Raw genomic sequence first — 25,175 nt, 5'->3', positions numbered from 1 at the left:
GCACTATCCCTTTCCTGTGGCGGTCACGCTCCGAAGAGCAGGTGATTCACAGTGTAAATAGCAATGCCCGCGAGCGCACCAACAATTGTTCCGTTGAGGCGGATGAACTGGAGGTCCTTGCCCACCATCAGTTCGATCTTGTCGCTGGCCTCGGCCGCGTCCCACCGCTCCACGGTCTCCGAGATGATGTCCGTAACTTCCCCCGCATAATTGTCCGCCAGGAAGGCCGCGGCCCCGGTGATGCGGCGGTCGAGGCTGGCCCGCAGCTGCGGGTCGGTCTGGATGTTGGTGCCCCACGTGATGCACAGGTCGGTGATCTTGGTCCGCAGGAGCGAGGTCTCATCCTCGGCGGCCTCGATGAGGGAGACCGAGGCGTTCGCCCAGATGGCGGCCGCCGCCCCCCGCACCGGCGTCGAACCGAGCAGGTCGTGCTTCATGCCCTCGATGCGGGCGATCATCGTCGGATCGTGCTGCAGATCCTCCGCCAGCTCCCCGAGGAAACGCCGGATGGCGTAGCGGGCCTCATGCTCCGGGTCATTGGCCACCGCCGCCGTGAAGCCCACCAGCTCCTTGTAGACGCGGGCCCCGACGAGATCCTTCGCGAACTTCGGCGCCCACTGCGGCATCCGCTCGTCGATGAGGCTGACCACCGTCTCCTCCATCCCCAGGACCTTCCGGTGCGCCCACGTCACCACCTCCTGCACCACGGGCTCGGTCCGCCCGTCGGCGAGGAGGTCCGCCAGCAGGCGACCCGCGGGCGGCCCCCACTGCGGCTCGGTGAAGCGGTCGATGAGCTGGGACTGAATGAGCATCTCCGCGTCCCGCGGGTCGAAGGCCCGGATGGCGTTGGCGGTGAGCCGACCCGCCTCCCGGGAGACCTTCTCGGCGTTGGCGGGACGGGCGAGCCAGGAACCGAGCTTCTCCGGGATGTTCGCCGCGGACACCTTCTCCGTGATCAACTCCGCGTTGAGGAAGTTCTCCCCCACGAACTCCGACAGCGCCTGGCCGAGCTGGTCCTTCTTCTTCGGGATGAGCGCCGTGTGCGGGATCGGGATGCGCATCGGGTGGCGGAACAGGGCGGTGACCGCGAACCAGTCCGCCAGGCCACCCACCATGCCGGCCTCCGCGCCCGCCCGGACGTAGCCCACCCACACCGGGGCCCCGCCCGGCTGGTTCTGCCACCAGCTGCACGCCAGGAAGATGACCGCCGCGACGACGAGCAGCCCGGTGACGAAGATCTTGTGGTTCCGCAGCGTCCGCCGACGCTGCGCCTCGACCTCCGGGCTGGGGCCGGGGACCGTGCGGGCGTCGATAAGCTCGAGCTGGCTGTGCTTTCCCATGTCGCCCATTATCCTCACAGCAGCTCGAACGCGAGCATGAGGATGTTGATCGACGTGAGAATGGTGATCAGCGTGATGAGGACGATGATGATGTTCCGGCGCACACCCCAAGACTACGGGGGCGGCAACGACGAAGGCCCGCCCCCACGAAGGGGACGGGCCTGTCGGGCCGAAAGACGTCAGCTGAAAACGTTAGTTCCGACGACCGGTGGTGTCGCGGTACTCGCGGTAGAAACGACGACCGCGGTGGATGAGGCCGAAGCCTGCGACCAGGCAGACGGCCGCGATGACGGCACCGATGATGATGTACATCGTGGTGTCGTACTCGGCGACGGTGACGCCCTGACCCCAGAGGAGGGTCGCGGCCATCCAGATCATGATGCCGAAGCCCGCCAGGGAGGTGAGCACCAGGCCCATGCCGATCCAGGTGGAGGCGCGCTCCAGGGAGGAGTGCGGCGCACCCAGGGACACCGGGTCGTAGCCGTCGATGTAGGAGTCGTGGAGCTGCGGAGCGTAGTCCGGGAAGCTCTCGGAAGCCTGATCGGCGACCGCAAAGTTGTGGGAAGCCATTGCTTACTCGCTTTCGTCTCTCGTGACTCGGGTGACCCCGAGCTTAGTCGTCCTTGCCGCGGAAGGCGGCACGTGCGCGCTCCTTGGTGACGGCGGCGACGGCGGTCAGCGGGATACCCGCCGGGCAGACGTCGGCGCACTCACCGAAGAGGCTGCAGTGACCGAAGTTGGTCTCGAGCTCGTCGACCATCTGACGGGCGCGCTTGCCGCGCTCCTCCTTGCCCAGCGGCATGAGGGAGAGGTGGACCAGCTTCGCGCCGGTGAACAGGTGCGCAGCACCGTTCGGGCAGGCCGCGACGCAGGCGCCACAGCCGATGCAGGCGGCGTGATCGAGCGCGAACTCCGCGGTCTCGTGGTTGAGGTGCAGGGTGTCGGCGTCCGGTGCGGTACCGGCATTGATGGAGACGTAGCCACCCTTCTCCATGACACGGTCCAGGGAGGAACGGTCGACGACCATGTCCTTGATGACCGGGAAGGCGGCGGAGCGCAGCGGCTCCAGCTTGAGCACGTCACCGTCGTTGTAGCCGGTCAGACGCTGCTGGCAGGCCGGGGTGTTCTGCCCCGGGCCGTGCGGGCGGCCGTTGACCAGGAGGCCACAGGTGCCACAGATGCCTTCGCGGCAGTCCGAGGCGAACATGTAGGGTTCCTTGTTCGCCTCGATCAGGCGGTTGTTCACGTGATCGAGCAGCTCCAGCACCGACATCTGCGGCACGGCGTCCGGGACCTCGACGGTCTCGAAGGCGCCCTCGTGGGTCGGTCCGGCCTGACGCCAGATCTCAAGTGTCAGCTTCATTACTTGTAGTTCCTTGTCTGCAGCGGGATCGATTCGAAGTAGAGCGGGTCAGCGTGGCGGATGAACTTGCCCTCGCCGGCCGGCTCCCACGCGGAGACGAAGCACCAGTTCTCATCGTCGCGCTCGGCCTCGCCGTCCTCGGACAGGTGGTCGTCACGGAAGTGGGCACCACAGGACTCATCGCGGTCGAGAGCGTCGACGCACATGAGCTCGCCCAGGTCGATGTAGTCGGCGACGCGCGCCGCGTACTCGAGGGCCTGGTTCATGTAGTTCTGCTCGCCCGGGATCTGGACGTTGGTCCAGAAGTCCTCGCGGATGGCGCGGATCTTGACGATCGCGTCCTGCAGGTCCGGGACGTTACGGGAGACGCCGCAGGCGAAGTACAGCAGCTCGCCGAGCTGGCGGTGGTAGTACTCGGCACCGTGCGGGTTCGGGCCCTTGATGTTGAGCAGGCGGTCGATGCGTGCCTGGGCGCGCTCGACGGCCTCGGCGGCCTCCGGGGAGTCAGCCGGCAGAACGTCCTCGCCGAGGTGGTTGGCCAGGTAGTTCGGGATGGTGAACGGCAGGGTGAACCAGCCGTCGACCGACGCGGACAGCAGCGAGTTGGCGCCCAGACGGTTCGCACCATGGTAGGTCCAGGAGGCCTCACCGGCGGCGAAGAGGCCGTTGATGGAGGTCATCTCGTTGAAGTCGGTCCACAGGCCACCCATGGTGAAGTGGCAGGTCGGGGCGATACGCATCGGGGTGGTGTAGGGATCCTCACCGATGGCGTCCTCGTACATCTCGAAGAGGTTGGAGTAACGCTCGCGGATGGTGTCCTTGCCGAGGCGCTCGATGGCGTCGCGGAAGTCGAGGAAGGCCGAGTTCAGCAGCGGTCCGACGCCGAGGCCGGCGTTGATCTGCTGGGAGATCGCACGGGAGGCGACGTCGCGCGGGACCAGGTTGCCGAAGGCCGGGTAGCGGCGCTCCAGGAAGTAGTCGCGCTCGTCCTCCGGGATCGTGTTCGGATCGCGGTCGTCCTTGGGCTCCTTGGGGGACCAGATGCGGCCGTCGTTACGCAGCGACTCGGACATGAGGATGGTCTTCGACTGCCAGGTCGCGTTGACCGGCAGGCCGGTCGGGTGGAACTGGATGAAGGCCGGGGAGGCGAAGTAGGCACCCTGCTCGTAGGCGCGCATGAGGGCGCCTGCGTTGGAGTTCTTGGCCAGCGTGGACATGTGGTACACGTTGCCGTAGCCACCGGTCGCCAGGATGACGGCGTGGCCGGTGTGGGCGGTCAGCTCACCGGTGATGAGGTTGCGGGTGACGATGCCCTCGCAACGCTTGTTGCCGTCCTTGTTGGTGACGATGAGGTCGACGACGTCGGCGTGGGTGAAGATCTCCACGTTGCCCAGGCCGATCTGGCGGGTGAGCGCAGAAGCGGTGGACAGCTGGAGCTGCTGGCCCGTCTGACCACGGGTGTAGTAGGTGCGGGAGACCTGCACACCACCGAAGGAACGGGTGGCCAGGGTGCCGCCGTACTCGCGGGCGAAGGGGGCGCCGATGGCGTTCATGTGGTCGATGACGCGGCCGGACTCGATGGCCAGACGCCAGCAGTCGGACTCGCGGCAGCGGTAGTCGCCGCCCTTGACGGTGTCCTTGACGTGGCGGTAGGCGCCGTCGTTGTCGACCTTCTTGCCGCGGGCGGAGTTCACGCCACCCTGGGCGGCGATGGAGTGCGCACGGCGCGGGGCGTCGTGGTAGGTGAAGACCTTGACGTCGTAGCCCAGCTCGCCGAGTGCGGCGGCAGCGGCGCCACCGGACAGGCCGGTGCCGACGACGAGGACCTGGAACTTGCGGCGGTTCAGGGGAGACACAAGGTTCATGTGCTCCTTCTGGTAGTCCCACATTTCCTTGGTCGGAACGCCCTGCGGCTCCGCGTTGTCGAGGACGGTGCCCGGCACGACGCCCTCCACGATGGAGGCGGGGTGACGGAACTCAGGACGAGAAGCGGTTTCGGTGTTGCTCATATTTTTCAGAACTTCCCTTCAGGACCTAGCTGAGCCAGCCCAGAGCGATGGACAGCGGCATCGAAATGTTGCCGATCATGACGATCGCCGGCACCAGGTAGGCGACGACGAGCAGGACCTTGCGCCAGCGCAGGCCGGTGATACCGAGATCGGAGACTGCCAGCCAGATGCCGTGAGACAGGTGCAGGAACAGGACGACCATGGCGAGGATGTAGAAGATCGCGACGGGCCAGCGGGAGAAGCTGGCGATGAGGTTCGCGTAGATCTCACCGTGGGCGAAGGCCTCCGGCGCAGCCGGGGTGACACCCATGGTCAGGTCCAGGATGTGGAAGACGATGAACAGCAGCAGAATGATGCCGGTGATCAGCATCGTCCGGCTGGAGAAGGTGTTCAGGCCACCGACCAGGTTGGTACGGGCGAACTTGCCGCGGGAGACGCGGGAACGGCCGTGCAGTGCGAAGGCACCGTGGATGTGGAGCACGACGGCCACCAGCAGCACGATGCGGAAGATCCACAGGAACCCTTCGCGCGGGAAGATCGGGGCACCCATGGTGCGCAGGAACTCGCCGTACTCGTTGATGGCGACGACGCCGTCATGGTCCGGCATGTAGATCTTCAGGTTACCGACCATGTGGACCAGGACATAGAGTCCGAAGATCAGGCCAGTGATGGCCATTACGAGCTTGATGGCCCAGGTCGGGTAGGACGGCCGCTCGCGCAGCGGCTTCTCAGTGATTTTGCCGTGGACGATTGCGTCCCGGTCTGCGTTCTTAACAGTCATGGCACCTCCAGTGTCGCTCATACTTTACGGCGACTCCCCCGGTCGCGACCACTTTCGGGCAACCCGGCCGCGCCCTTCCCCCCGTTGTCACACCCGCACCACGCGACTCCTTAGGCCAGGCTAACCTCAGGCTGCCACGAAACAAATGTGCATAAAACGTCGCCAGCCATGGTCCCGACCGTCGGCGACCGCCCTCCCGGCCCGGCAGGACTTAGATTCACAGCAACTTGTGAGGTTGATCACGCCCTCACCGGCACCCGACGCATCCCACCCCGTTAGATATCAAACTTTCGGCTAAACACTCCCGCGGGCCCCCCTCGGGAGGGTGCATTCACCTTCCGCGAACATCTTCCCACGCAAAGTTCGCAATCTTGCGTATGAGTGAGTCCCGTCACGCTACTATGTCGGACATGGGAAAGACCTATGTCGGTTCGCGCCTGCGTCAGCTGCGCCGCGAACGCGATCTCAGCCAGGCGTCGCTCGCCGCGACCCTCGGGCTCTCAGCCAGCTACGTCAACCAGATCGAGCATGACGTCCGCCCGCTGACGGTGCCCGTCCTCCTGCGCATCACCGAGGCCTTCGGTGTGGACGCCACCTTCTTCTCCCGGGACGATGACTCCCGGCTGCTGGCCGAGATCCAGGACGTCGTCCTGGACAAGGAGCTCTGCCCCAGCCCGGTGGAGCTCCAGGAACTTTCGGAACTGGTCTACAACCACCCGGCCATCGCCCGGACGATGGTGGACATGCACCGGCGCTACCGCAACGTCCGCGACAAGCTCTCCATCGCCACGGACACACGCCGCCACGCCGGACCGCTCAACGCCGCAGGCCCGCAGGCCCTGTCCATGCCGCACGACGAGGTCCGCGACTTCTTCTACGCCCGCCAGAACTACCTCGACGACCTGGACACCAGCGCCGAATCCATCTCCGCGGACCTGGACATCCAGCGCTTCTCCATCCGCACCGCCGAGGAATCCCTGGCCGAGCGGCTGCGCGAACGCCACGGCATCGAGATCTCCACCTCGGAGAATCTCGACGGCACCCTGCACACCCTCGACCGCGGGACCGGGCACCTGCAGCTGGCCAGCCGCCTCAACACCGGCCAGCGCGCCTTCCGCATGGGCATGGAGCTGGCCTACCTCGAGGCCGGGGACGACATCGAGGCGCTCATCTCGGCGGAGAGCTTCACCTCGGACGCCTCGGCCAACCTCGCCCGCCGCGGCATCGCGAGCTACTTCGCCGCCGCCGTCCTGCTCCCCTACCAGGGGATTCATTCGGAGGCCGAGCGCTCGGGCTACGACGTCGACTTCCTCTGCCACGTCTTCGGCGTCGGCTACGAGACGGTGGCCTCCCGCCTGTCGACGCTGCAGCGGCCCAACCTGCGCGGCATCCCCTTCACCTTCGTCCGCGTCGACCGGGCCGGCAACATGTCCAAGCGGCAGTCGGCGACCGGCTTCCACCTGGCCAACTCCGGCGGCACCTGCCCGCTGTGGAACATCTACGAGACGTTCACCAACCCCGGCACCATCCTGCGCCAGCTGGCCCAGATGCCGGACGGCCGCAACTACCTGTGGATCGCCCGCACCGTGCGCCATCACCGGGGGCGTTTCGGGGACACCGGGAAGCTCTTCGCCATCGGCCTGGGCTGCGAGGCCCGCCACGCGGACCGCACCGTCTACGCGCAGGGTCTCAACCTCGACGACCTCTCCGGGGCCACCCCCATCGGGGCCGGCTGCCGGGTGTGCCCGCGCGAGAAATGCGCGCAGCGGGCGTTCCCGCCGATCCACGAGGAGATCACCATCGACGCCCACCGCTCCTCGGTCGCGCCCTACAACTGACGTCCCGCCCAGGACTGCCGACGCCTCTCGTGCTCGCGCAGGTTGTAGGTGGCGGAGCGGATCTCCACGTCACGGTCGAAGTTGGAGCCCAGCGCCCCGGCCATCGCCCCGAGGGAGGCGCTGAGCCAGGCGATGGAGCAGTACGTCAGCATGCCGACGTCCCGTTCCAGCTCGCCCTCGAGGTAGGCCCGCGGGATGACGACGACCGAGGCGAGCAGCAGCACCAGCCACACCGCGGCGTGCAGGATGAGCGCCGTCAGGCCGATGGTGCCGATGGTCGCCAGGTTGTCCACGTTCTCCCGCCAGCGGGACTCCTGCGTGTGCCGCCGCTGCCACAGGCGGTTGTGCACGATGAGCCAGGCGGTGAAGGCCACCACGGCGAAGACGCTGATGAGCAGCAGCCGCCCCCAGGTCAGTTCCTCCGCGAGCTGCCAGATGGAGCCGTAGAAGATGCCGAAACCACCCGTGGCCACCATGGCGGCCAGCGCGGAGGAGAGCACCGGCAACAGGCGGCCGGGCCCGTTGCTGCGGATCATGCCCAGCACCATGCGCAGGGTCAGCCCGGGGTGGTGCAGGACGCGCGTCTGCTGCTCCCCGCCCTCCACCAGCTCACCCAGCTCCCGGCGCAGCCGCCGCCGCACCCGCCAGGCGCCGAGCGCCGGCAGGCAGAGCAGGGCGGCCTCGTGGTCGGCCGCCCGCTGGCTGAGCACCGGCTGGTCGCCCGCGGAGAGCGGCAGATCCGTCACGTAGACCAGCCGCGACCAGCCGTGCTGCGACAGCAGCTGCCCGGCGTGCTCGTTGAGCTCCACCTGACCGGCAGGGGACATGGGGACGGTGCCCTCCCGCAGTTCCACGGTGCCGAGCCCCGGCCAGGTGCCCCGGAGGGCGTCGTGGTCCCGGTGGGCGTCGATAAGCACGGACCGCAGGATTCGGGTGACGTCGGCGATGGGCTGGCCGGAGTCGGCCAGGATCCCGATGGGTGTCATGTGGCTCCCTCCCGGGGAACAGGAAAGGGGCCTCCGAGGAGGCCCCTGCGCTGTGGTCGGACTAGAAGTTGATCATGTGGCCGGAGATGCCGTGGGCGGCTTCCTTGACGGCCTCCGACAGGGTCGGGTGGATGTGGACCGCGCGGGAGATTTCCTCGGTGGTGAGGTCGTAGTTCTGCGCGAGGACCAGCTCGTTGATGAGCTCGGAGGCGTTCGGGCCGACGACGTGGCCGCCGAGCAGCTCGCCGAACTCGGCGTCGGCGACGATCTTGGCGAAACCGTCGGTCTCGGCCAGGCCGACAGCCTTGCCGTTCGCGGAGAACGGGAAGGAGGCGACCTTGATCTCGCGGTCCGGCCACTTCTCCTTGGCCTGCGCCTCGGTGTAGCCGAAGGACGCGACCTGCGGGTTACAGAAGGTGGCGCGCGGCATCATCATGTAGTCACCGAGCTCGTGGGTCTCGGCGCCGGCGATGGTCTCGGCGGCGACAATGCCCTGGGCCTCGGCGACGTGGGCCAGCTGCAGCTTGGCGGTGACGTCACCGATGGCGTAGATGTGCTCGACGTTGGTGCGCATGAAGTCGTCGATGGCGATGGCACCGCGCTCGGTGAGCTCGACGCCGGTGTTCTCCAGGCCGAAGCCCTCGACGCGCGGGCGGAAACCGACGGAGACCAGGACGCGGTCGGCGGTGATGGTCTCGGTCTTGTCCGAGCCCTTCTTCTGGTAGTCGACCTCGACGGAGTCACCGTTGTCGCGCACGGCGGTGGTGGCGTGGCCCGGAAGCAGGGTGACGCCCAGCTTCTTGTACGCCTTGGCGATGACCTTGGACACCTCCTCGTCCTCGTTCGGCAGGACGCGGTCCATGTACTCGATGACGGTGATGTCGACGCCGTAGTTGGCCAGCACGTAGGCGAACTCCATGCCGATGGCGCCGGCGCCGACGATGACCATCTTCTCCGGGGCGACCGGGTTGAGGATCTGCTCCTCGAAGGAGACGACGTTCTCGGAGAACTCGACGCCGCGGAGGCTGTTGACCACGGAGCCGGTGGCGATGATGCAGTCGTCGAAGGTGATGACCTTGCCGGCGTCCTTGCCCTCGGACACCTCGATGGTCTTGGCGTCCTTGAAAGTGCCGAAGCCGTCGATCTCGGTGATCTTGTTCTTCTTCATGAGGTAGTGGACACCGCCGACGATCTTGTCGGAGACGCCGCGGGAACGCTTGTGGGCGTCCTCGTAGTTGAAGGAGACGTCACCGTTGATGCCGAACACCTTCTTCTCATGGTTGAAGATGTGGGCGACCTCGGCGTTCTTGATCAGGGCCTTCGAGGGGATACATCCCACATTGAGGCAGACTCCGCCCCAGTACTGCTTCTCGACGACCGCAACCTTCTTGCCGAGCTGGGCTGCGCGGATGGCGGCGACGTAGCCACCGGGGCCCGCGCCGAGAACTACAACGTCATAATGTTCAGTCACGCCCACCAGGATAGGTGACGGTTCCGCCGGTGTCACCGGTGAGTGCCCCCACCAAAGGAAAAACGACGCCGCGGTGGTCACCGGGGCGTCGATAAGCGCGAAAACGGCTGTTAGAACAGGCCGGCCAGCAGGGCGGCCTGGGAGGAGGCCGAGGACATGGCGTGGAGGCCCGGGCCGAGGAAGGTGTTGATGGCGACGATGATCTGCTCGAAGATGGACATGCGGGGGATCCTTTGCGTTGGGAGGCGGGGATGAGTCTGGCTTCCAGTGTGAACTAGCGGACCGGGAACGCGAAACGTTACGGACCTGCCGTCCACCTGCCTGGCATTATGACATATGAAGCACTTGCCCACCATCCTTAACGCAGGTAACTTTGGGATACACGCCGCACATGTCCAGTCACCCCCGCGCCCAGCACTTTCGGGGGTGGGCCGATAACATTCCCGTCAACCGCTACGATGTACCTCTGTGAATGCCGTCAGTGCTGTCCGGCGCGCATCGTAGAATCCGGTAGTACCTCGATCAAGGAAGCCACTCCATGAAGTTCCTCCGCACGATTGCCGCACCGATCGCGGCCCTCGCCATCGGTGCCTCCGCACTCGCGACTCCGGTTGCTGGCGCCTCCCCGGTCACCCCCGCCGCGATCTCCCACGGCCACACCGCCTCGAAGATCACCGTCCAGGACAAGAGCCGCGCAGGCGAGAACTCCCGCACCTGGCGCCAGGTGATCAAGGACGACAACCGCGTCGAGCACGTCAATGCGTACTCCACCGCCATGGGCCGCGAGATCCCGCTGGCCGTCATCCGCGCCGGTGCCAACGCCCCGACCCTCTACCTGCTCAACGGTGCCGGCGGCGCCGAGCAGAACATGGACTGGATCACCCGCTACCCGGATCTGATCGACTTCTACCACTCCCGCGGAGTCAACGTCGTCATCCCGCAGGAGGGCGCGTTCTCCTACTACATCAACTGGGCCAACCGCGAGCCGATCAACGGCGGCAAGGGCTTCCTCGAGGGCAAGCAGCTGTGGGAGGACTTCCTGCTGCGCGAGCTGCCTGGCGGCATCGAGCCGTACCTGCAGGCCAACGACAAGCGCGCCATCGCCGGCTTCTCCATGTCGGCCACCTCCTCGCTGCTGCTCGCCGAGAAGGCCCCGGGCTTCTACGACGGCGTCGGCTCCTTCTCCGGCTGCGCCGAGACCGCCTCCCCGCTGGGCTACAAGTCCGCTGAGCTGACCGTCAACCGTGCCGGCGCCAACGTGGTCAACATGCTCGGCCCGCAGGGTTCCCCGCACAACCTGGCCAACGACGCCCTCGTCCACGCCGAGGGTCTGCGCGGCACCGCGCTGTACATCTCCAACGCCACCGGCCTGGCCGGGCAGTACGACATGCCGGGCCACTACGTGGCGCAGGGTGTCAACCCGGCCCAGGCTTCCGCCGGCGCTGCCACTCTCATCGTCGAGGGCGGTGCCATCGAGGCCGCCACCAACGTCTGCACCCACAACCTCAAGGCCAAGCTCGACAACCTGGGCATCGGCGCCGACTGGAACCTGCGTCCCACCGGCACCCACTCCTGGCAGTACTGGATCGAAGACGTCCAGACCTCCTGGCGCACCCTGGGCCCGGCCCTCGGCCGCTAGTCTCCACCCCTGACAGCACCGTCCACTACCTGGTGGGCGGTGTTTTCTTGTGCCCCGGGCACCCCGCGTAGCCTGGGGACATGAGCTTTCTGGAGTCCATCGACGCCCCGGAGGCCCTGGCCTGGGCCCGGGAATGGTCCGCCGCCACCGAGGCCGGGCTTCTCAACCCCCCGCTGCAGGAGCGGATCCGCGCGGCCCTCGACACCGATGACCGCATCCCCTTCGTCCTGCGGCGCGGCGAGCACCTGTACAACTTCTGGCGCGACGCCCGCCAGGTGCGCGGCGTGTGGCGGCGCACCACGCTCGAGTCCTACCTCTCGGACGCCACGGAGTGGGAGGTGCTCATCGACGTCGACGCCCTCGCCGCCGCCGAGGACGAGAACTGGGTGTGGAAGGGCGCGCACGTGCGCACCCCCGGCGTCGACCGGGCCCTGGTCCGCCTCTCCCGCGGCGGCGCCGACGCCACCGCGGTCCGCGAGTTCGACCTGCTCAGCGGCGAATTCGTCCCGGGCGGCTTTGAGATCCCGGAGGCCAAGACCGACGTCAGCTGGCTCGACCTGGACACCCTGCTCGTGGGCACCGACACCGGCGCCGGCTCCCTCACCGCCTCCGGTTACCCCGCCCAGGTCCGGGTGTGGCGCCGCGGCACCCCGCTTCTCGACGCCCCCGTCTACACCTCCGGCCGCCACGCCGACGTCGCCGTCGGCGCCTGGGCCGACACCACCCCCGGCCACGAGCGGATCGTCGTCTCCCGCGCCCTCGACTTCTACCGCACCCGCCAGTCCGTCGCCCCGCTCGACCCGTCGGCCTCCCTCCAGGTCCTCGAGATTCCCGAGGACTGCGACACCATCATCCACCGGGAATGGCTCTTCCTCGCCCCGCGCGAAGCCTTCGCCGGCATCCCCTCCGGCGGCCTGGGCTGCATCGAGCTGCGCCGCTTCCTCGACGGGGCCCGCAACATCCGTCCCGTCTTCCTGCCCACGCCGCACGTCTCCCTGCAGTCGACCGCCTTCACCGCCGATCACCTGCTGCTCACGCTTCTCGACGACGTGAGCACCCGCCTCACCGCCCACCCCCTCGACGACCCCACCCAGCCCGGCCGCGACCTGGACCTCCCGCCGCTGGTCACCGCCTCCGTCGTGGCCACCAGCCCCCTCGACGGCAACGAGGTGTGGCTGACCACCTCCTCCTTCACCGAACCCACCACCCTCTACCGCCTCGACCTCGGCTCGGAACTCACCCCCCAGGTGGTGCGCCGCTCCCCCGCGCTTTTCGACGCCACCGGCCTGACCACCCGCCAACACTGGGTCACCTCCGCCGACGGCACCCGCGTCCCCTACTTCATCACCGGCGACTTCAGCCGCGGCCCGCGGCCCACGCTCGTCGGCGGCTACGGCGGCTTCGAGGTGTCGCTGACCCCCGGCTACTCCGCCGTGCGCGGCATCGGCTGGCTGGAACAGGGCCACCACTTCGTCCAGCCCAACCTGCGCGGCGGCGGGGAATTCGGCCCCGAATGGCACAGTCAGGTGGTCAAGACCAACCGTCACAAGGTGTGGGAGGACCACGCCGCCGTCCTCGCCGACCTGGTGGAACGCGGCTACGCCCGCCCCTCGCAGATCGCCGTGCGCGGCGGCTCCAACGGCGGGCTGCTCACCGCCGGCGCCCTGGTGCAGTACCCGGAGCTCTTCGGCGCCGCCGTCATCCAGGTGCCGCTGACCGACATGCTGCGTTACCACACCTGGTCGGCGGGAGCCTCGTGGATGGCGGAGTACGGGGACCCGGAGGATCCGGTGGAACGCGCCGCGATTGCGAGGTGGTCGCCGCTGCACAACATCACGGCGGGCGTCGATAAGCACTACCCCCCGGCCCTGGTGACCACCTCGACGCGGGACGACCGCGTCCACCCCGCGCACGCCCGCCTCTTCGCGCAGGCCCTGCGCGCGGCCGGGCAGCCGATCGACTACTTCGAGAACATGGAGGGAGGGCACGCGGGAGCCGCCGACAACGCTCAGGTCGCGCGGGTGGAGGCGCTCATCTTCCAGTGGTTGAACCAGCAGGTAACATCTTCGGCATCATGACCAGAAACAGGCTGCGCTCCACCCCCGTCCCCGGCACCCGCGACGACTACACCGGCATCGACTTCAACCTCGGCTTCCACGTCCGCGCCTACCACCTGGACCTCAGCTACCGGGTCGGCCCCAACCGCCTCGACGGCACCGCCACCCTGCGTCTGGATAACTGGACGCCGCTCACCACCATGACCCTCGACCTCTCCCCCTCGCTGCGCGTGTCCCGGGTGAGCGCGCAGGGTTCCGCGGGTGTCGATGTCCAGGTCGCCCGCTTCCGCCAGTCCGGCGGCAAACTGCGCCTCACCTTCGCACGGGAAGTGCCGGTGGACACCGAATTCACCCTGAGCATCCGCTACGGCGGCACCCCCCGCCCCGTCCGCACGCCGTGGGGCAACCTCGGCTGGGAGGAGCTGGAGAACGGCGCGCTCGTCGCCTCGCAGCCCAACGGCGCCCCCAGCTGGTTCCCCTGCGACGACACCCCCGACGAAAAGGCGCACTACGAGATCATCGTCACCGCCGACAACCCGTACGTGGTGGCCGTCAACGGCACGCTGCTGTCGAAGAAGCCCGCCGGCTCCCGCACCACCTGGCACTACCGGGTGGGCAACCCCATGGCCACCTACCTGGCCACCGTGCAGATCGGCGACTACCTGCCGCTCCTGCTCTCCGCCGAGGGCGACGCCGTGCCCGTCCGCGCCTGGGTGCCGCCCGCGCTGCGCGATTCGGCCCGCGAGGAATTCGCCGACCAGGCCCGCATGCTAGCGCTCTACACCGAGCTGTTCGGCCCGTACCCCTTCAACTCCTACTCCGTCGTGGTCACGGAGGATGACCTGGAGATTCCCCTCGAGGCCCAGGGCCTGTCCATCTTCGGCGCCAACCACATCCGGGGCGACCACGCGTGGGAGCGCCTCATCGCGCACGAGCTCTCCCACCAGTGGTTCGGCAACTCCCTCGGCCTGGCCCAGTGGAACGACATCTGGCTCAACGAGGGCTTCGCCTGCTACGCCGAATGGCTGTGGTTCGAGCACTCCGCCGGGCGCCCCGCCGCCGAGTCGGCCCGCCACCACTACGACGAGCTGCTGTCGAAGCCGCAGGATCTGCTGCTGTCCGACCCCGGCACCCGCGACATGTTCGACGACCGCGTGTACAAGCGCGGGGCCCTGACCGTGCACGCCCTGCGCGTGCTGCTCGGCGACGACGCCTTCTTCCGCATGCTCCGCCGCTACGTCGCCGCCGGCCGCCACTCCGTCGTCGAGCCCGTGGACCTCAAGCGCGAGGTGCTGGCCGAAGCCCGCGCCGTCGGGGTCCCCGAGTCCGCCGTGGAGTCCCTGTGGCAGGCATGGCTGCACCGGGAGGCGCTGCCGGAGTTCCCGTGCGCGCCCTGAGTCTGGCGACCGTCTTCGCCGCACTCTCCGGCTTCGTCGTCATCTACCTCGCGTCGTGGACGCTTCCTACGGAGGGTTTCGCCGCCTTCCAGGCTTATTGGGGCCTGTTCTTCGCCGCCACCGGCTTCCTCGACGGCATCATGCAGGAGACCACCCGGGGAGTGTCCGCCGCCCGCGACACCGGCCGCACCGGCGACGGCCGCCCCTGGCGTCTCGGCGCCTGGATCGGCGGCGCCGTGCTGGTGCTGGCGCTGGTGATCGGTGTGCTGTGGCTGCCGGTGCTGCTGCGCGGCTCGGCGCCGGTCGGCATCGCCGCGGGCTTCCTCGCCTGCGGCCTGCTGACGTATGCCTTCCAGGCCGTCCTCTCCGGCATCCTGTCGGGCCTGGGCCTGTGGCGGCGCTACGCCGGCCTGGTCGCACTCGATTCCGGCGTGCGCCTGCTGCTCGCCCTGGCGGCGTGGCAGCTGGGCTGGGGCATGCCGGCGTTCCTGTTCATCACCGTGGTCGGTGCGCTGAGCTGGTTGTTCGTGCTCCGGGGGGTGCCCCGCGGCGTGCTTATCGACGTCTCCCGCTCCGCCCTCACCCGCCGCGTCGGCTCCGCCATGCTCGCAACAGGCGCCTCTGCCGCGCTCATCACCGGCTTCCCGGTCTTCGTGCAGTCGACGTATGAGCCCGGCGCGGGGGAACTGGTGACTGTCGCCGGCATCATCAACGCCGTGACGCTCACGCGCGCACCTATTCTGGTGCCGCTGCAGCGCTTCCAGTCGGCGCTCATCGTGCGTTTCGTCGAGCAGCGTGCTGCGCTGTACCGGGCGCTGCTCGGGCCGGTGGCGGCGGTACTCGGCGTCGGTGTCGTCGGGGCGCTGCTGGCGTGGCTGCTCGGGCCCTGGATCCTGGCGACGTTGTTCCAGCCCGACCTGTACGTGCCCGGGCTGCTGCTGGCGGTGCTGACGTTCGCGTCCGCCTGCACCGGCTCGCTCATGGTGACGGGCGCCGCGACCCTGGCGTCCGAGCTGCACCGGGCGTACGTCGCAGGCTGGGTCGCCGCGTCCGTGGTGGCGTTCGGCGTCCTCTGGCTGGCGCCGCTGTCGCTGGAGGTCGGGGTCTGCCTGGCGCTGGTCGCCGGGCCGGTCGTTGGTGGGCTGGTGCATGCCGCGGCGCTGCGGGGCGAGCGGGCGGCGGGTGACGAGGCGTCGTCACTTGTCACTTCTGACACGTAATCGTCACTTTATAAGCCCAGGTCGCTGCTTCTTGTTGCCCTGGCGAGCGATCGTCATGACGACCCCTCGTCACTTCCGACACGACATGCCACCATCACGCTGCTCCGTCGGCCCGGGAGATCGCCGCCACCATCGCGCGCCGTATCCGCTGCTTCAGTTCGGCCGTCTTGCGGAGCATTCCCGCGGACGTGCGGATCTGGTTCCAGCCGAGAGCCATGACGTCTGCGCTGATCTCGGCATCCTTGTCCCGCTGACTGCGCTGGAGATGATGCTCCCCGTCATGCTGGAACCCCACCTTGTGCGTCCGTTCCGCCGTGTCGAACACGGTGAGGATCGTCTTCCCCTTGTCGATGACCCCGGATTCGCCGATGCTGCCGTCCGTGTAGATCGGCACCTGCGTCTCCAGGCGGATGCCCGGTAGGTCGCGCACCGCCTCCTCCGCGACCAGGCGGAGGATGGTCTCGGGTTTGGATTCGGCACGCGGGTTGCTCAGCGCGAGCAGCGTGCGCAACTCCCGCGCGGAGAACTGTTTCGCCAGCCCCTGCCGGATCTCGTCATGGCTCACCCGGAACACCTGACAGAAGCGATCGATGAGCTGGACGGACATCACGGTGACCGGATCCAGGTCGAGAGCCGCGAGGGTGTCCCACGAGTGTTCCTTCTTCTGCAGGGAGCGGAGACATGCAGAAAGGGTCTGCATCCGGTCGGTGACCAGCACCGGGCGCTCGGCGACGAAGAGCAGGCTCGTGTCGTGGTGCGCGCGCCGCCGGCGCACCGTGGCGGCGTCGCTGTCGGTGGCCATCCGGTGGTTGGAGGAGCACAAGAGGGTGACGTCGGCACCAGCGGAGAATTCGCGGAGTCCGAGCAGGTCGAGGGCCGACCACTCCGCCAGGACCGATCCGGCCCGCGACCAGTGGTGAGCAAGTGCTCTCTCCCTCATGGGTACCCGGTAGGTGAGTGAACGCGGGTGGTAGCGGGCGTCGAGAAGCGCGAACTGTTCGGAGCGCAGGTCTGACACCGGGACGACGAAGCCCGGGCCTGCGAGCGTGTGCGTCTGCAGGATGGCCTGCATGATCCGGGGGTCGTCCGGGGAGATGCGGTGATGCACGGAGTAGCGGTGAATGAGGTCGGGGAGCGAATGCAGGGTCGTCATACTCCACTTAGACCGCGGGACCGGCCGAAAGGTTCCCTGCGGCCGACGTATAGTGGGCTGTCATGAGAACACTGCTGGTCACCGGGGGCGCCGGGTTCATCGGGGCGAATTTCGTGCGCATGACGCGGGAGCGGTATCCGGAGGACCACATCATTGTCGTCGATAAGTTGACGTACGCTGGCAACCGGGCGAATCTCGCGGGCACGGACGTGGAGTTCCTCGAGGGGGACATCTGTGATGCGCCGCTTATCGACGCCGCGGTCGCCCGCGCCGACGTCACCGTCCATTTCGCCGCGGAGAGTCACAATGACAATTCTCTGCGTGACCCGCGGCCCTTCGTCGATACGAATGTCGTGGGGACATTCACCATTCTGGAGGCGATCCGGAGGCACGGGAATCGTCTGCACCACATCTCGACGGACGAGGTGTTCGGCGACCTGGGCCTGAACGACCCGGCGCGATTCACGGAGACGACGCCCTATGAGCCGAGCTCGCCGTATTCGGCGACGAAGGCGGGCTCGGATCACCTGGTGCGGGCGTGGGTGCGCAGCTTCGGTATCGACGCCACGATTTCGAACTGCTCGAACAACTACGGGCCGTACCAGCACATCGAGAAATTCATTCCGCGGCAGATCACCAACATCATCGCCGGTCAGACCCCGAAGCTCTACGGCACGGGCGAGCAGGTGCGGGACTGGATCCACGTCGACGATCACAACGCGGCGGTGCACCTCATCCTCGAGCGCGGCCGCTCGGGTGAGACCTACAACATCGGCGCGGACAACGATCACGTGAACAATCGGCAGGTCATCGAGCTCATCTGTGAGCTCATGGGCGCGCCGGGCTATGAGCACGTGGCTGACCGTCCCGGCCACGACCAGCGCTACGCCATGGATTCGACCAAACTGCGCACCGAGCTCGGATGGGCCCCCGAGTACACCGACACCGACACCGGGATGCGCGCGGGCCTGGAGCAGACCATCGACTGGTACCGGCACAACGAGGACTGGTGGCGGCCGGCGAAACAGCAGGTCGAGGCGGCTTATGCGGAGAGGGGTCAGTGATGATCGAAGGACTGCTGGTTCTGGAACTCAAGGTCCTGGTAGACGAGCGCGGCTGGTTCAAGGAGTCCTGGCAGCGCGCCCGGATGACCGCCGAAGGCCTGCCGGATTTCCGCCCGGTGCAGGCGAATGTCGCCTTCAACTCGGAGAAGGGCACCACACGCGGGCTGCATGCGGAGCCCTGGGACAAGCTCATCACCGTGGGCACCGGCCGGGTGCAGGGCGGCTGGTGCGACCTGCGGGAGGGCTCACCCACCTACGGGCAGACGCAGACGGTGGAGATCGGCCCGGGCACCGCGGTGTTCGTGCCCCGCGGGGTGGCCAATGGCTACCAGGTGCTGGAGGACGCGACGACCTACCTCTACCTGGTCAATGACCACTGGTCCCCGGACGCCGGCTACGTCAACGTCTCCCACAAGCTCATCGACTGGCCCCTGACGCCGCGCAACCTCTCGGAGAAGGACCGCAACCTCAGCACCGAGCTGCAGCCGGTGCCCCCGCGCAAGATCCTGGTCACCGGCTCGGGAGGACAGGTCGGCCGGGCGTTGCGGAAGGTGCTTCCCGACGCCGAGTTCACCACCAGCGCCGACTTCGACATCACCGCTCCGCCGGAGCGGAACTGGCGGCAGTATCAGGCGATCATCAACTGCGCCGCCTACACCGCCGTCGATGACGCCGAGACCGACCCAGCTCGGGCGTGGGCCGTCAACGCGCAGGGCCCCGCGCACCTGGCGCGCATCGCCGCGGAGAACAACCTCACGCTCGTGCACCTGTCGACGGATTACGTCTTCGACGGCGCCTCCGAACGCGCGTACCGGGAGGATGACCCGGTCGCGCCACTCAACGTCTACGGGGCGTCGAAAGCAGCCGGGGAGGTGGCCGCGGGTACGGCACCCCGGCACTACATCGTGCGTACCAGCTGGGTCGTCGGCGAGGGGAAGAACTTCGTCGACACCATGCGGGGCCTGGCCGAACGCGACATCCGCCCGCAGGTGGTCCACGACCAGAAGGGGCGGCCCACCTTCGCCTCCGAGCTGGCCAAGGGCATCGCGCACCTGCTCACCACGCAGCCGGAGTACGGCATCTACCACCTGAGCAACTCCGGCGACGAGGTTGGTTTCGACGAGCTCGCGATGGCCGTCTACACCGGCCTGCACCGCGATCCGGACATGGTGCAGCCGGTGACGAGCGAGCAGTACTTTGAGGGGAAGGCGCACGCGAGGCGGCCGTCGAGAAGCACGTTGGACACGGCGAAGATCGAGGCAACCGGTTTCGTGCCGCAGAACTGGCGGGTCGGTCTGGCACTGTATCTCCTATGAAGGGCATCATCCTCGCCGGCGGTTCCGGGACGCGGCTGTATCCGATCACGCAGGGCATTTCGAAGCAGCTCATGCCGATCTACGACAAGCCGATGATCTATTACCCGCTGTCCACGCTCATTCAGGCGGGGATCCGGGAGATCCTGGTCATCACGACGCCGGAGGACTCGCCCGCTTTTCGACGCCTCCTCGGCGACGGCTCCCAGTGGGGCCTCATGATCGACTACGCCCACCAGCCCTCCCCCGACGGGCTGGCGCAGGCCTTCCTCATCGGTGAGGACTTCATCGGCGACGACGACGTGGCCCTCGCGCTCGGCGACAACGTCTTCGACGGCTACCACTTCACCACCACCCTGGCCGATTGCCGACGCCCCGCCGGCGGCACCGTCTTCGCCTACGAGGTCTCCGACCCGGAGCGCTACGGCGTCGTCGAATTCTCCGCCGACGGGCGCGCCCTGAGCATCGAGGAGAAGCCGACCCGGCCGAAATCGAATTACGCCGTGGTGGGGCTGTACTTCTACGACAACCGGGTGGTGGACATCGCGAAGGGCATCCGGCCCAGCGAGCGCGGGGAACTGGAGATCACCGCCGTCAACGACGCCTACCTGCGCGCCGGTGACCTGCAAGTTCAGCGCCTGCAGCGCGGCGACGTGTGGCTGGACACCGGCACCTTCGATTCGATGAGCGAGGCCAGCTCCTACGTCGAGGTCATCCAGAAACGTACCGGTCAGGTGATCGGCTCCCCCGAGGTCGCCGCCTTCCGGGAGGGCTTCATCGACGCGGACGCCCTGGGCAAGCTGGCACAGCCGCTGCTCAAGTCCGGCTACGGGGAGTACCTGCTGGCCGCGGCGCGGGAAGGCTAGGATCTGAACCCATGCCGACGCTCGCCGCCCTCGTCACCGTCTACCACCGCATCGTGCCGGAGGAACTCTCCGCCGCCCTGGAGTCTTTGGCCGCCCAGACCCGTCGGGCAGAGGAGATCGTCATCGTCGAGGACGGGCCGGTCGGGCCGGAGTTGCGGGCGGTGATTGACGGGTTCGTCGATAAGCATGGCGAGGCACGCACCGTCGTGCTGGCCCGCAACCAGGGCGCCGGGCCGGCGTCGGCGGCGGGGATGGCCACCATCGACGCCGAGCTGGTCGCGCGTCTCGACGCCGACGACATCGCCGCCCCGACCCGTTTCGAGCGGCAGCTCGACTGGTTCGCGGCGCACCCGGACACCGACGTGCTGGGCACCGCGCTGGCCGAGTTCACCGCGGACCCGGCCGAGGTCGTGGCGGTGCGCTCCCTGCCGGAGAGGCACGCGGAGATCGCCCGCTACGCGAAGATCAACTCACCGGTGAACAATCCCTCGGTCATGCTGCGTCGGGAAGCAGTGGAGCGCGCCGGTGGCTACCGCGCGGTGCACCACATGGAGGACTACGACCTCTACGCCCGCCTGCTGTCCACCGGCGCCCGCTTCCACAACCTCCCGGAGCCGCTGACCTATTTCCGCACGTCACCGGCGCAATTCCAGCGGCGCACAGGTAAGGGGATGTTCGCGGCGGAGCGGCAGATGCAGCGCAACCTCGTCTCTTATGGTCTGGTGTCCCGGCCGCGGGCAGTGCTCAATCTGGTGGTGCGGACCGCCTACCGACTCCTACCGACCGGCCTGCTCACCGCCGCGTACGCGAGGTTGTTCCACCGTTGAGCACCCGCAGGGGTTAGCATGAGGAACATTATGGAATCCTCCCACCCCGACCAGCCCGATTTCCGGGACACCTGGTTGATCATCCCCTGCTACAACGAGGGGCAGGTCATCCAGGAGGTCATCGAGAACGCCCGCCAGACCTTCCCGAACATCGTGGCCGTCAACGACGGCTCCGCCGATGACTCCGCTGCCCGCATCCACGCCGGGGGCGCCCACCTGGTCAACCATCCGGTGAACCTGGGGCAGGGCGCGGGCATCCAGACGGGTGTCGAGTACGCCCGCGCGCAGCCGGGGGCGAAGTACTTCGTCACCTTCGACGCCGACGGCCAGCACCAGGTCAAGGACGTCGTCCGCATGGTGGGGCGGTTGCGGGAGGAGCCCGTGGACATCATCGTGGGCACCCGCTTCGGGCGCCCCCGCGCGGAGGGTGACCAGGTGCCGTGGATCAAGCGCGTCGTGCTCAAGACGGTGGTGTTCCTCTCCCCCACCACGCGCAAGCTGGGGCTGTCGGATGCACACAACGGTCTGCGCGTGTTCAACAAGAAGGTGGCGGATGAAATGAACATCCGCATGAACGGGATGTCGCACGCCTCGGAGCTGGTGAGCATGATCGCCGACCGCGGCTGGCGCGTCGCCGAGGAACCGGTGGACATCCTGTACACGGAGTATTCGATGAGCAAGGGTCAGTCGCTCATCAACGGCGTGAACATCCTCGCCGACGGACTGCTGGCCAGGAGGCTCTAGATGATCGGGACCATCGTTCAGTTCCTGCTGCTCGCCGCCACGCTGGTGCTGGCGTTCTACTTCCTCACGCACCGCCGCAAGGCGCGCGCCAAGGCCGGCGTCAAGCTCGGTTTCGTGGTGTTTATCATCGCGGCGGTGTGGGCCGTGCTGCGCCCGGATGACCTCACGGTGCTGGCCAACCTCATCGGGGTCGACCGCGGCACCGATCTGCTGCTCTACCTGCTGGTCATCGCGTTCCTGTTCACCACCATGTCCACGTGGATCCGTTTCCGTGAGCAGGAGTTGCGCTACGCCCGCCTGGCCCGGGCCGTCGCGCTGCAGTCCCCGGTGCTGCCCGACCAGGAGCGATAGCCCGTGTCCAGTGCTCCCGCCGCCAGGATTCCGGCCCTCGCCTGGGTGCTGGTCGCCGTCATCGTGGTGATGGCGTTCATCATCGGCTACCTGCTGGGGCGGCAGAGCGTGCCCGGCGCGGAGGCGCCGGTTGTCGCGCAGGAGACCACGGCGACCGCGCCGACCGCGACGGCCGAAGCCACCCCGGGCACGCACACCGCGGCGCCCCGCCCGGGTGCGGACGGCCGCTTCAACGCCACCCTCGTCGGCCCCGGTGCGGAGATCACCTCCGCGGACGACGTGCTCAAGGTGCACCGCCGCGCCGCCGATGACCCCTTCGCCGTCGGCGCGCTCGACGCCCCGGTGGTCATCTCCGAATTCTCCGACTTCGAGTGCCCCTTCTGCTCCCGCTTCGCCAACACCACGGAACAGATGCTTCTCGACGACTACGTCGCCCGAGGCCTCGTCCGCCTCGAGTGGAACGACCTGCCCGTCAACGGCCCCCGGGCCGAGGACGCCGCCAAGGCCGGCCGGGCCGCCGCCGCGCAGGGCAAGTTCCGCGAGTACAAGCACGCCCTCTACTCCGCCACGAAGGACATCTCGGGCCACCCGGAGCACACCATCGAGGACTTCGTCCGCTTCGCCACGGAGGCCGGGGTGCCCGATCTCGAGCGATTCCGCGCCGACGCCACCGACGGCACCTTCGATGCGGCCGTCGCGGAAGCCAAGAGTTATGGCGCGACGATCGGCGTCAACGGCACCCCGAGTTTCTTCATCGGCGAGAGCTACGTCTCCGGCGCCCAGCCCTCCGAGGTGTTCCAGCAGGTCATCGCGGAGGAGCTGGCCAAGGTCGCCCGCGGTGACGTCACTGTGCCCGCTGTGCCCGCTGTCTCGTGACAGGCGGTGACTGGCCGCCGCTGACTTTCTGGGTGTTCGCGGCCTGCGCCACCCTCAGCGCCGGCCTCGGGGGCTTCCTGCTGGGGCAGGCCTTCTGACATGGCGACCATCGGCCTCTTCGGCGCCCTCGTCGCCGGGATTCTCTCCCTGCTCAGCCCCTGCTCGGCGCTGCTGTTGCCGGCGTTCTTCGCCTACGCTTTTTCGTCGTTAAGCGCGCTGGTGGGGCGCACCCTCCTCTTCCTCGCCGGGATGGCCGCCGTGCTGGTGCCGCTGGGCGCGGGCGCCGGGTCGCTCGGCGCGCTGCTCACCGAGCACCGCGGCCTGCTCATCCTGCTCGGCGGGTGGGTCCTCATCGGACTCGGAGTGTTCACGGCCCTGGGCGGGGGTTTCCGCCTGCCGGGGGCGCGCGGCGGGGCGCGGGGTACGGGCCGGGCGCAGGTGTTCGCGCTGGGCACGGTCTACGGACTCGCCGGTTTCTGCGCGGGTCCGCTGCTCGGGGCGGTGCTCACCACGGCGGCCGTCACCGGTTCCCCGCTCTACGGCGGGCTGGTGCTGGGCATGTACGCGGTGGGGATGGCCCTGCCGCTGTTCGTGCTGGCGTTGCTGTGGGACCGCCTCGAGCTGGGCACCAGGGCGTGGCTGCGGCCGCGCGCGGTGCGCCTCGGCCCGTTGCGCACCACCGTGTGGGCGCTGGTCTCGGGTGGGTTGTTCATCGCCATCGGCTGGCTGTTCATCGCCTCCCACGGCACGGCGAATCTGCCGGGCCTACTCAGCATGGACGCCAGCTACGAGGTCCAGGCGTGGGCGCAGCGCGTCACCGGGACGGTCAGCGACGTCGCGTTCTGGTTCTGGGTGTCCCTGGCGGGCACCGTGCTCAGCGGGTGGCGGCTCGCCGGAAGTACTCGACGGTCTGCGCCACGCCCTCGGTGATGGGGGTGAGGGGCTCCCAGCCGAGGACCTCGCGGGCCCGCTCGAAGGAGAGCGCGGAACGCGGCACGTCGCCCAGGCGGGCGGGGGCGTACTCCGGGTCGTCCGGGGCGCCGACGGCCTCGGCCACCAGGGTGTGCAGCTGCCGGTCGGAGGTCTCCACCGAGGTGCCGATGTTGAAGCGCAGCCCCGAACCCGCCTCCCCGGACGCGAGCCAGAAGGCGCGGACGACGTCGCCGACGAAGACGTAGTCGCGGGTGTTGCCGCCGTCGCCGAACACGCGGGTCGGCTCGCCGGCGAGCAGGCGCTGCGCGAAGATGGCCACCACGCCGGCCTCGCCGTGCGGATCCTGGCGCGGGCCGTAGACGTTGGCGGGGGCGATGTGGGAGCAGTCGAGGCCGTAGAGGTGGCGGAAGGTGTTGAGGTACACCTCACCCGCGTACTTGCTGGCCGCGTAGGGGGAATGCGGGTCGACGGGGGTGTCCTCCCCCACCGGGAAGGTGTCCGGGGTGCCGTAGATCGAGCCGCCGGAGGAGGTGTGGACGATCTTGCGCACGCCGTGCTTCCGCGCGGCGTCGGCCAGGCGGATGGTGGCCAGGATGTTGGTCTCCGCGTCGTGCAGCGGATCGGCGACGGACTCACGGACGTCGATCTGCGCGGCCAGGTGGAAGATCACCTCGGGCCGGTGCTTCTCCACGAGCGCGTCGAAATCCACCTCGAGCACATCCGCCTCCAGGAAGGTCAGCCGCCCGCTCTCCTGCGCCTGCGCCAGGTTCTCCAGGCGACCGTGGGAGAGGTTGTCCACCACCACGACGTCGTGCCCTTCGGCGATGAGCAGATCTACCAGGTGCGAGCCGATGAAACCGGCGCCGCCGGTGACGAGAGTGTGCATACCGCCACTCTAACGCCCTGCCCGGAAGCAGGTGCACATCAGGGAATGTGTTTAGCCGTGT

General features: G+C 68.1%; 22 protein-coding genes. 13 read left to right on the top strand and 9 right to left on the bottom strand.

The genetic code is table 11. From position 1 onward, the window contains the following. Window positions 1-23: 23 nt before the first annotated feature. The 5 genes from ACFPUZ_RS10545 to ACFPUZ_RS10525 form a co-directional block, all read right to left on the bottom strand. Window positions 24-1,340: a DUF445 domain-containing protein gene (locus tag ACFPUZ_RS10545; RefSeq protein WP_377001863.1), complete on the bottom strand. Its 1,317-nt coding sequence runs from the start codon at window positions 1,338-1,340 to the stop codon at window positions 24-26. Window positions 1,341-1,532: 192 nt separating this feature from the next. Next, entirely contained in the window at window positions 1,533-1,910 is a 378-nt protein-coding gene (locus tag ACFPUZ_RS10540) for a hypothetical protein (protein ID WP_377001862.1), read from the bottom strand. A gap of 43 nt (window positions 1,911-1,953) precedes the next feature. Next, the gene (locus ACFPUZ_RS10535) at window positions 1,954-2,703 is read right to left on the bottom strand and encodes a succinate dehydrogenase/fumarate reductase iron-sulfur subunit (protein ID WP_377001861.1); all 750 of its coding nucleotides are present in this window, start codon (window positions 2,701-2,703) and stop codon (window positions 1,954-1,956) included. After that, on the bottom strand, window positions 2,703-4,712 hold the full coding sequence (locus tag ACFPUZ_RS10530) for a fumarate reductase/succinate dehydrogenase flavoprotein subunit (protein WP_377001860.1): 2,010 nt from the start codon (window positions 4,710-4,712) through the stop codon (window positions 2,703-2,705). The genes ACFPUZ_RS10535 and ACFPUZ_RS10530 overlap by 1 nt, the downstream gene beginning before the upstream one ends. Window positions 4,713-4,737: 25 nt before the next feature. Beyond that, the gene (locus ACFPUZ_RS10525; RefSeq protein ID WP_377001859.1) at window positions 4,738-5,493 is read right to left on the bottom strand and encodes a succinate dehydrogenase cytochrome b subunit; all 756 of its coding nucleotides are present in this window, start codon (window positions 5,491-5,493) and stop codon (window positions 4,738-4,740) included. A 410-nt stretch (window positions 5,494-5,903) separates the two neighbouring features. Between ACFPUZ_RS10525 and ramB the strand changes: the two genes are divergently transcribed. Further along, on the top strand, window positions 5,904-7,331 hold the full coding sequence (ramB, locus tag ACFPUZ_RS10520) for an acetate metabolism transcriptional regulator RamB (RefSeq protein ID WP_377001858.1): 1,428 nt from the start codon (window positions 5,904-5,906) through the stop codon (window positions 7,329-7,331). Here ramB and ACFPUZ_RS10515 read toward each other — a convergent pair. Both ACFPUZ_RS10515 and lpdA read right to left on the bottom strand, forming a co-directional pair. Next, window positions 7,322-8,317 carry a hypothetical protein gene (locus ACFPUZ_RS10515; RefSeq protein WP_377001857.1) on the bottom strand — a complete coding sequence of 332 codons (996 nt, stop codon included), beginning with the start codon at window positions 8,315-8,317 and terminating at the stop codon, window positions 7,322-7,324. The genes ramB and ACFPUZ_RS10515 overlap by 10 nt on opposite strands. A 61-nt stretch (window positions 8,318-8,378) precedes the next feature. Beyond that, window positions 8,379-9,788, bottom strand: coding sequence for a dihydrolipoyl dehydrogenase (gene lpdA, locus ACFPUZ_RS10510; RefSeq protein WP_377001856.1), 1,410 nt, complete (start codon window positions 9,786-9,788; stop codon window positions 8,379-8,381). Window positions 9,789-10,326: 538 nt separating this feature from the next. Between lpdA and ACFPUZ_RS10505 the strand changes: the two genes are divergently transcribed. From ACFPUZ_RS10505 to ACFPUZ_RS10490, 4 genes are all read left to right on the top strand, one after another. After that, complete coding sequence (locus ACFPUZ_RS10505) at window positions 10,327-11,427, top strand: alpha/beta hydrolase (protein ID WP_377001855.1); 1,101 nt, start codon at window positions 10,327-10,329, stop codon at window positions 11,425-11,427. An 80-nt stretch (window positions 11,428-11,507) separates the two neighbouring features. Then, window positions 11,508-13,505, top strand: a complete 1,998-nt coding sequence (locus ACFPUZ_RS10500; protein WP_377001854.1) for a prolyl oligopeptidase family serine peptidase — start codon at window positions 11,508-11,510, stop codon at window positions 13,503-13,505. After that, window positions 13,502-14,881 carry a M1 family metallopeptidase gene (locus ACFPUZ_RS10495; RefSeq protein WP_377001853.1) on the top strand — a complete coding sequence of 460 codons (1,380 nt, stop codon included), beginning with the start codon at window positions 13,502-13,504 and terminating at the stop codon, window positions 14,879-14,881. The genes ACFPUZ_RS10500 and ACFPUZ_RS10495 overlap by 4 nt, the downstream gene beginning before the upstream one ends. Next, entirely contained in the window at window positions 14,869-16,101 is a 1,233-nt protein-coding gene (locus tag ACFPUZ_RS10490; protein WP_377001852.1) for a polysaccharide biosynthesis protein, read from the top strand. The genes ACFPUZ_RS10495 and ACFPUZ_RS10490 overlap by 13 nt, the downstream gene beginning before the upstream one ends. 94 nt (window positions 16,102-16,195) lie before the next feature. On the opposite strand, the gene ACFPUZ_RS10485 is transcribed toward ACFPUZ_RS10490, so the two are convergent. Beyond that, window positions 16,196-17,254: a hypothetical protein gene (locus ACFPUZ_RS10485; protein ID WP_377001851.1), complete on the bottom strand. Its 1,059-nt coding sequence runs from the start codon at window positions 17,252-17,254 to the stop codon at window positions 16,196-16,198. A 62-nt stretch (window positions 17,255-17,316) separates the two neighbouring features. On the opposite strand from ACFPUZ_RS10485, the gene rfbB reads away from it, so the two are divergent. From rfbB to ACFPUZ_RS10445, 8 genes are all read left to right on the top strand, one after another. Then, complete coding sequence (rfbB, locus tag ACFPUZ_RS10480) at window positions 17,317-18,318, top strand: dTDP-glucose 4,6-dehydratase (protein ID WP_377001850.1); 1,002 nt, start codon at window positions 17,317-17,319, stop codon at window positions 18,316-18,318. Continuing rightward, window positions 18,318-19,634 carry a dTDP-4-dehydrorhamnose reductase gene (gene rfbD / locus ACFPUZ_RS10475; RefSeq protein ID WP_377001849.1) on the top strand — a complete coding sequence of 439 codons (1,317 nt, stop codon included), beginning with the start codon at window positions 18,318-18,320 and terminating at the stop codon, window positions 19,632-19,634. Before rfbB ends, rfbD begins: the two co-directional genes overlap by 1 nt. Further along, window positions 19,631-20,497: a glucose-1-phosphate thymidylyltransferase RfbA gene (gene rfbA / locus ACFPUZ_RS10470; protein WP_377001848.1), complete on the top strand. Its 867-nt coding sequence runs from the start codon at window positions 19,631-19,633 to the stop codon at window positions 20,495-20,497. The genes rfbD and rfbA overlap by 4 nt, the downstream gene beginning before the upstream one ends. A gap of 11 nt (window positions 20,498-20,508) precedes the next feature. Beyond that, on the top strand, window positions 20,509-21,324 hold the full coding sequence (locus ACFPUZ_RS10465) for a glycosyltransferase (RefSeq protein ID WP_377001847.1): 816 nt from the start codon (window positions 20,509-20,511) through the stop codon (window positions 21,322-21,324). Window positions 21,325-21,342: 18 nt separating this feature from the next. After that, window positions 21,343-22,068 (top strand): glycosyltransferase family 2 protein, encoded by a 726-nt coding sequence (locus ACFPUZ_RS10460; RefSeq protein ID WP_377001846.1) that lies wholly within the window; start codon window positions 21,343-21,345, stop codon window positions 22,066-22,068. Beyond that, on the top strand, window positions 22,069-22,419 hold the full coding sequence (locus ACFPUZ_RS10455; RefSeq protein ID WP_377001845.1) for a DUF2304 domain-containing protein: 351 nt from the start codon (window positions 22,069-22,071) through the stop codon (window positions 22,417-22,419). A 69-nt stretch (window positions 22,420-22,488) separates the two neighbouring features. Then, a complete protein-coding gene (locus ACFPUZ_RS10450) occupies window positions 22,489-23,295 on the top strand; it encodes a DsbA family protein (protein ID WP_377002260.1) in 807 nt (268 codons plus the stop codon). Between the two features lie 99 nt (window positions 23,296-23,394). Beyond that, complete coding sequence (locus ACFPUZ_RS10445) at window positions 23,395-24,225, top strand: cytochrome c biogenesis CcdA family protein (RefSeq protein WP_377001844.1); 831 nt, start codon at window positions 23,395-23,397, stop codon at window positions 24,223-24,225. Here the strand turns inward: ACFPUZ_RS10445 and ACFPUZ_RS10440 are convergent. After that, on the bottom strand, window positions 24,170-25,114 hold the full coding sequence (locus ACFPUZ_RS10440) for an NAD-dependent epimerase/dehydratase family protein (RefSeq protein WP_377001843.1): 945 nt from the start codon (window positions 25,112-25,114) through the stop codon (window positions 24,170-24,172). The genes ACFPUZ_RS10445 and ACFPUZ_RS10440 overlap by 56 nt on opposite strands. Window positions 25,115-25,175 lie beyond the last annotated feature (61 nt).

Source organism: Corynebacterium nasicanis, assembly GCF_042658165.1.
Taxonomy (GTDB): Bacteria; Actinomycetota; Actinomycetes; order Mycobacteriales; family Mycobacteriaceae; genus Corynebacterium; species Corynebacterium nasicanis.
This window is presented reverse-complemented; position numbering and strand designations above follow the sequence as displayed.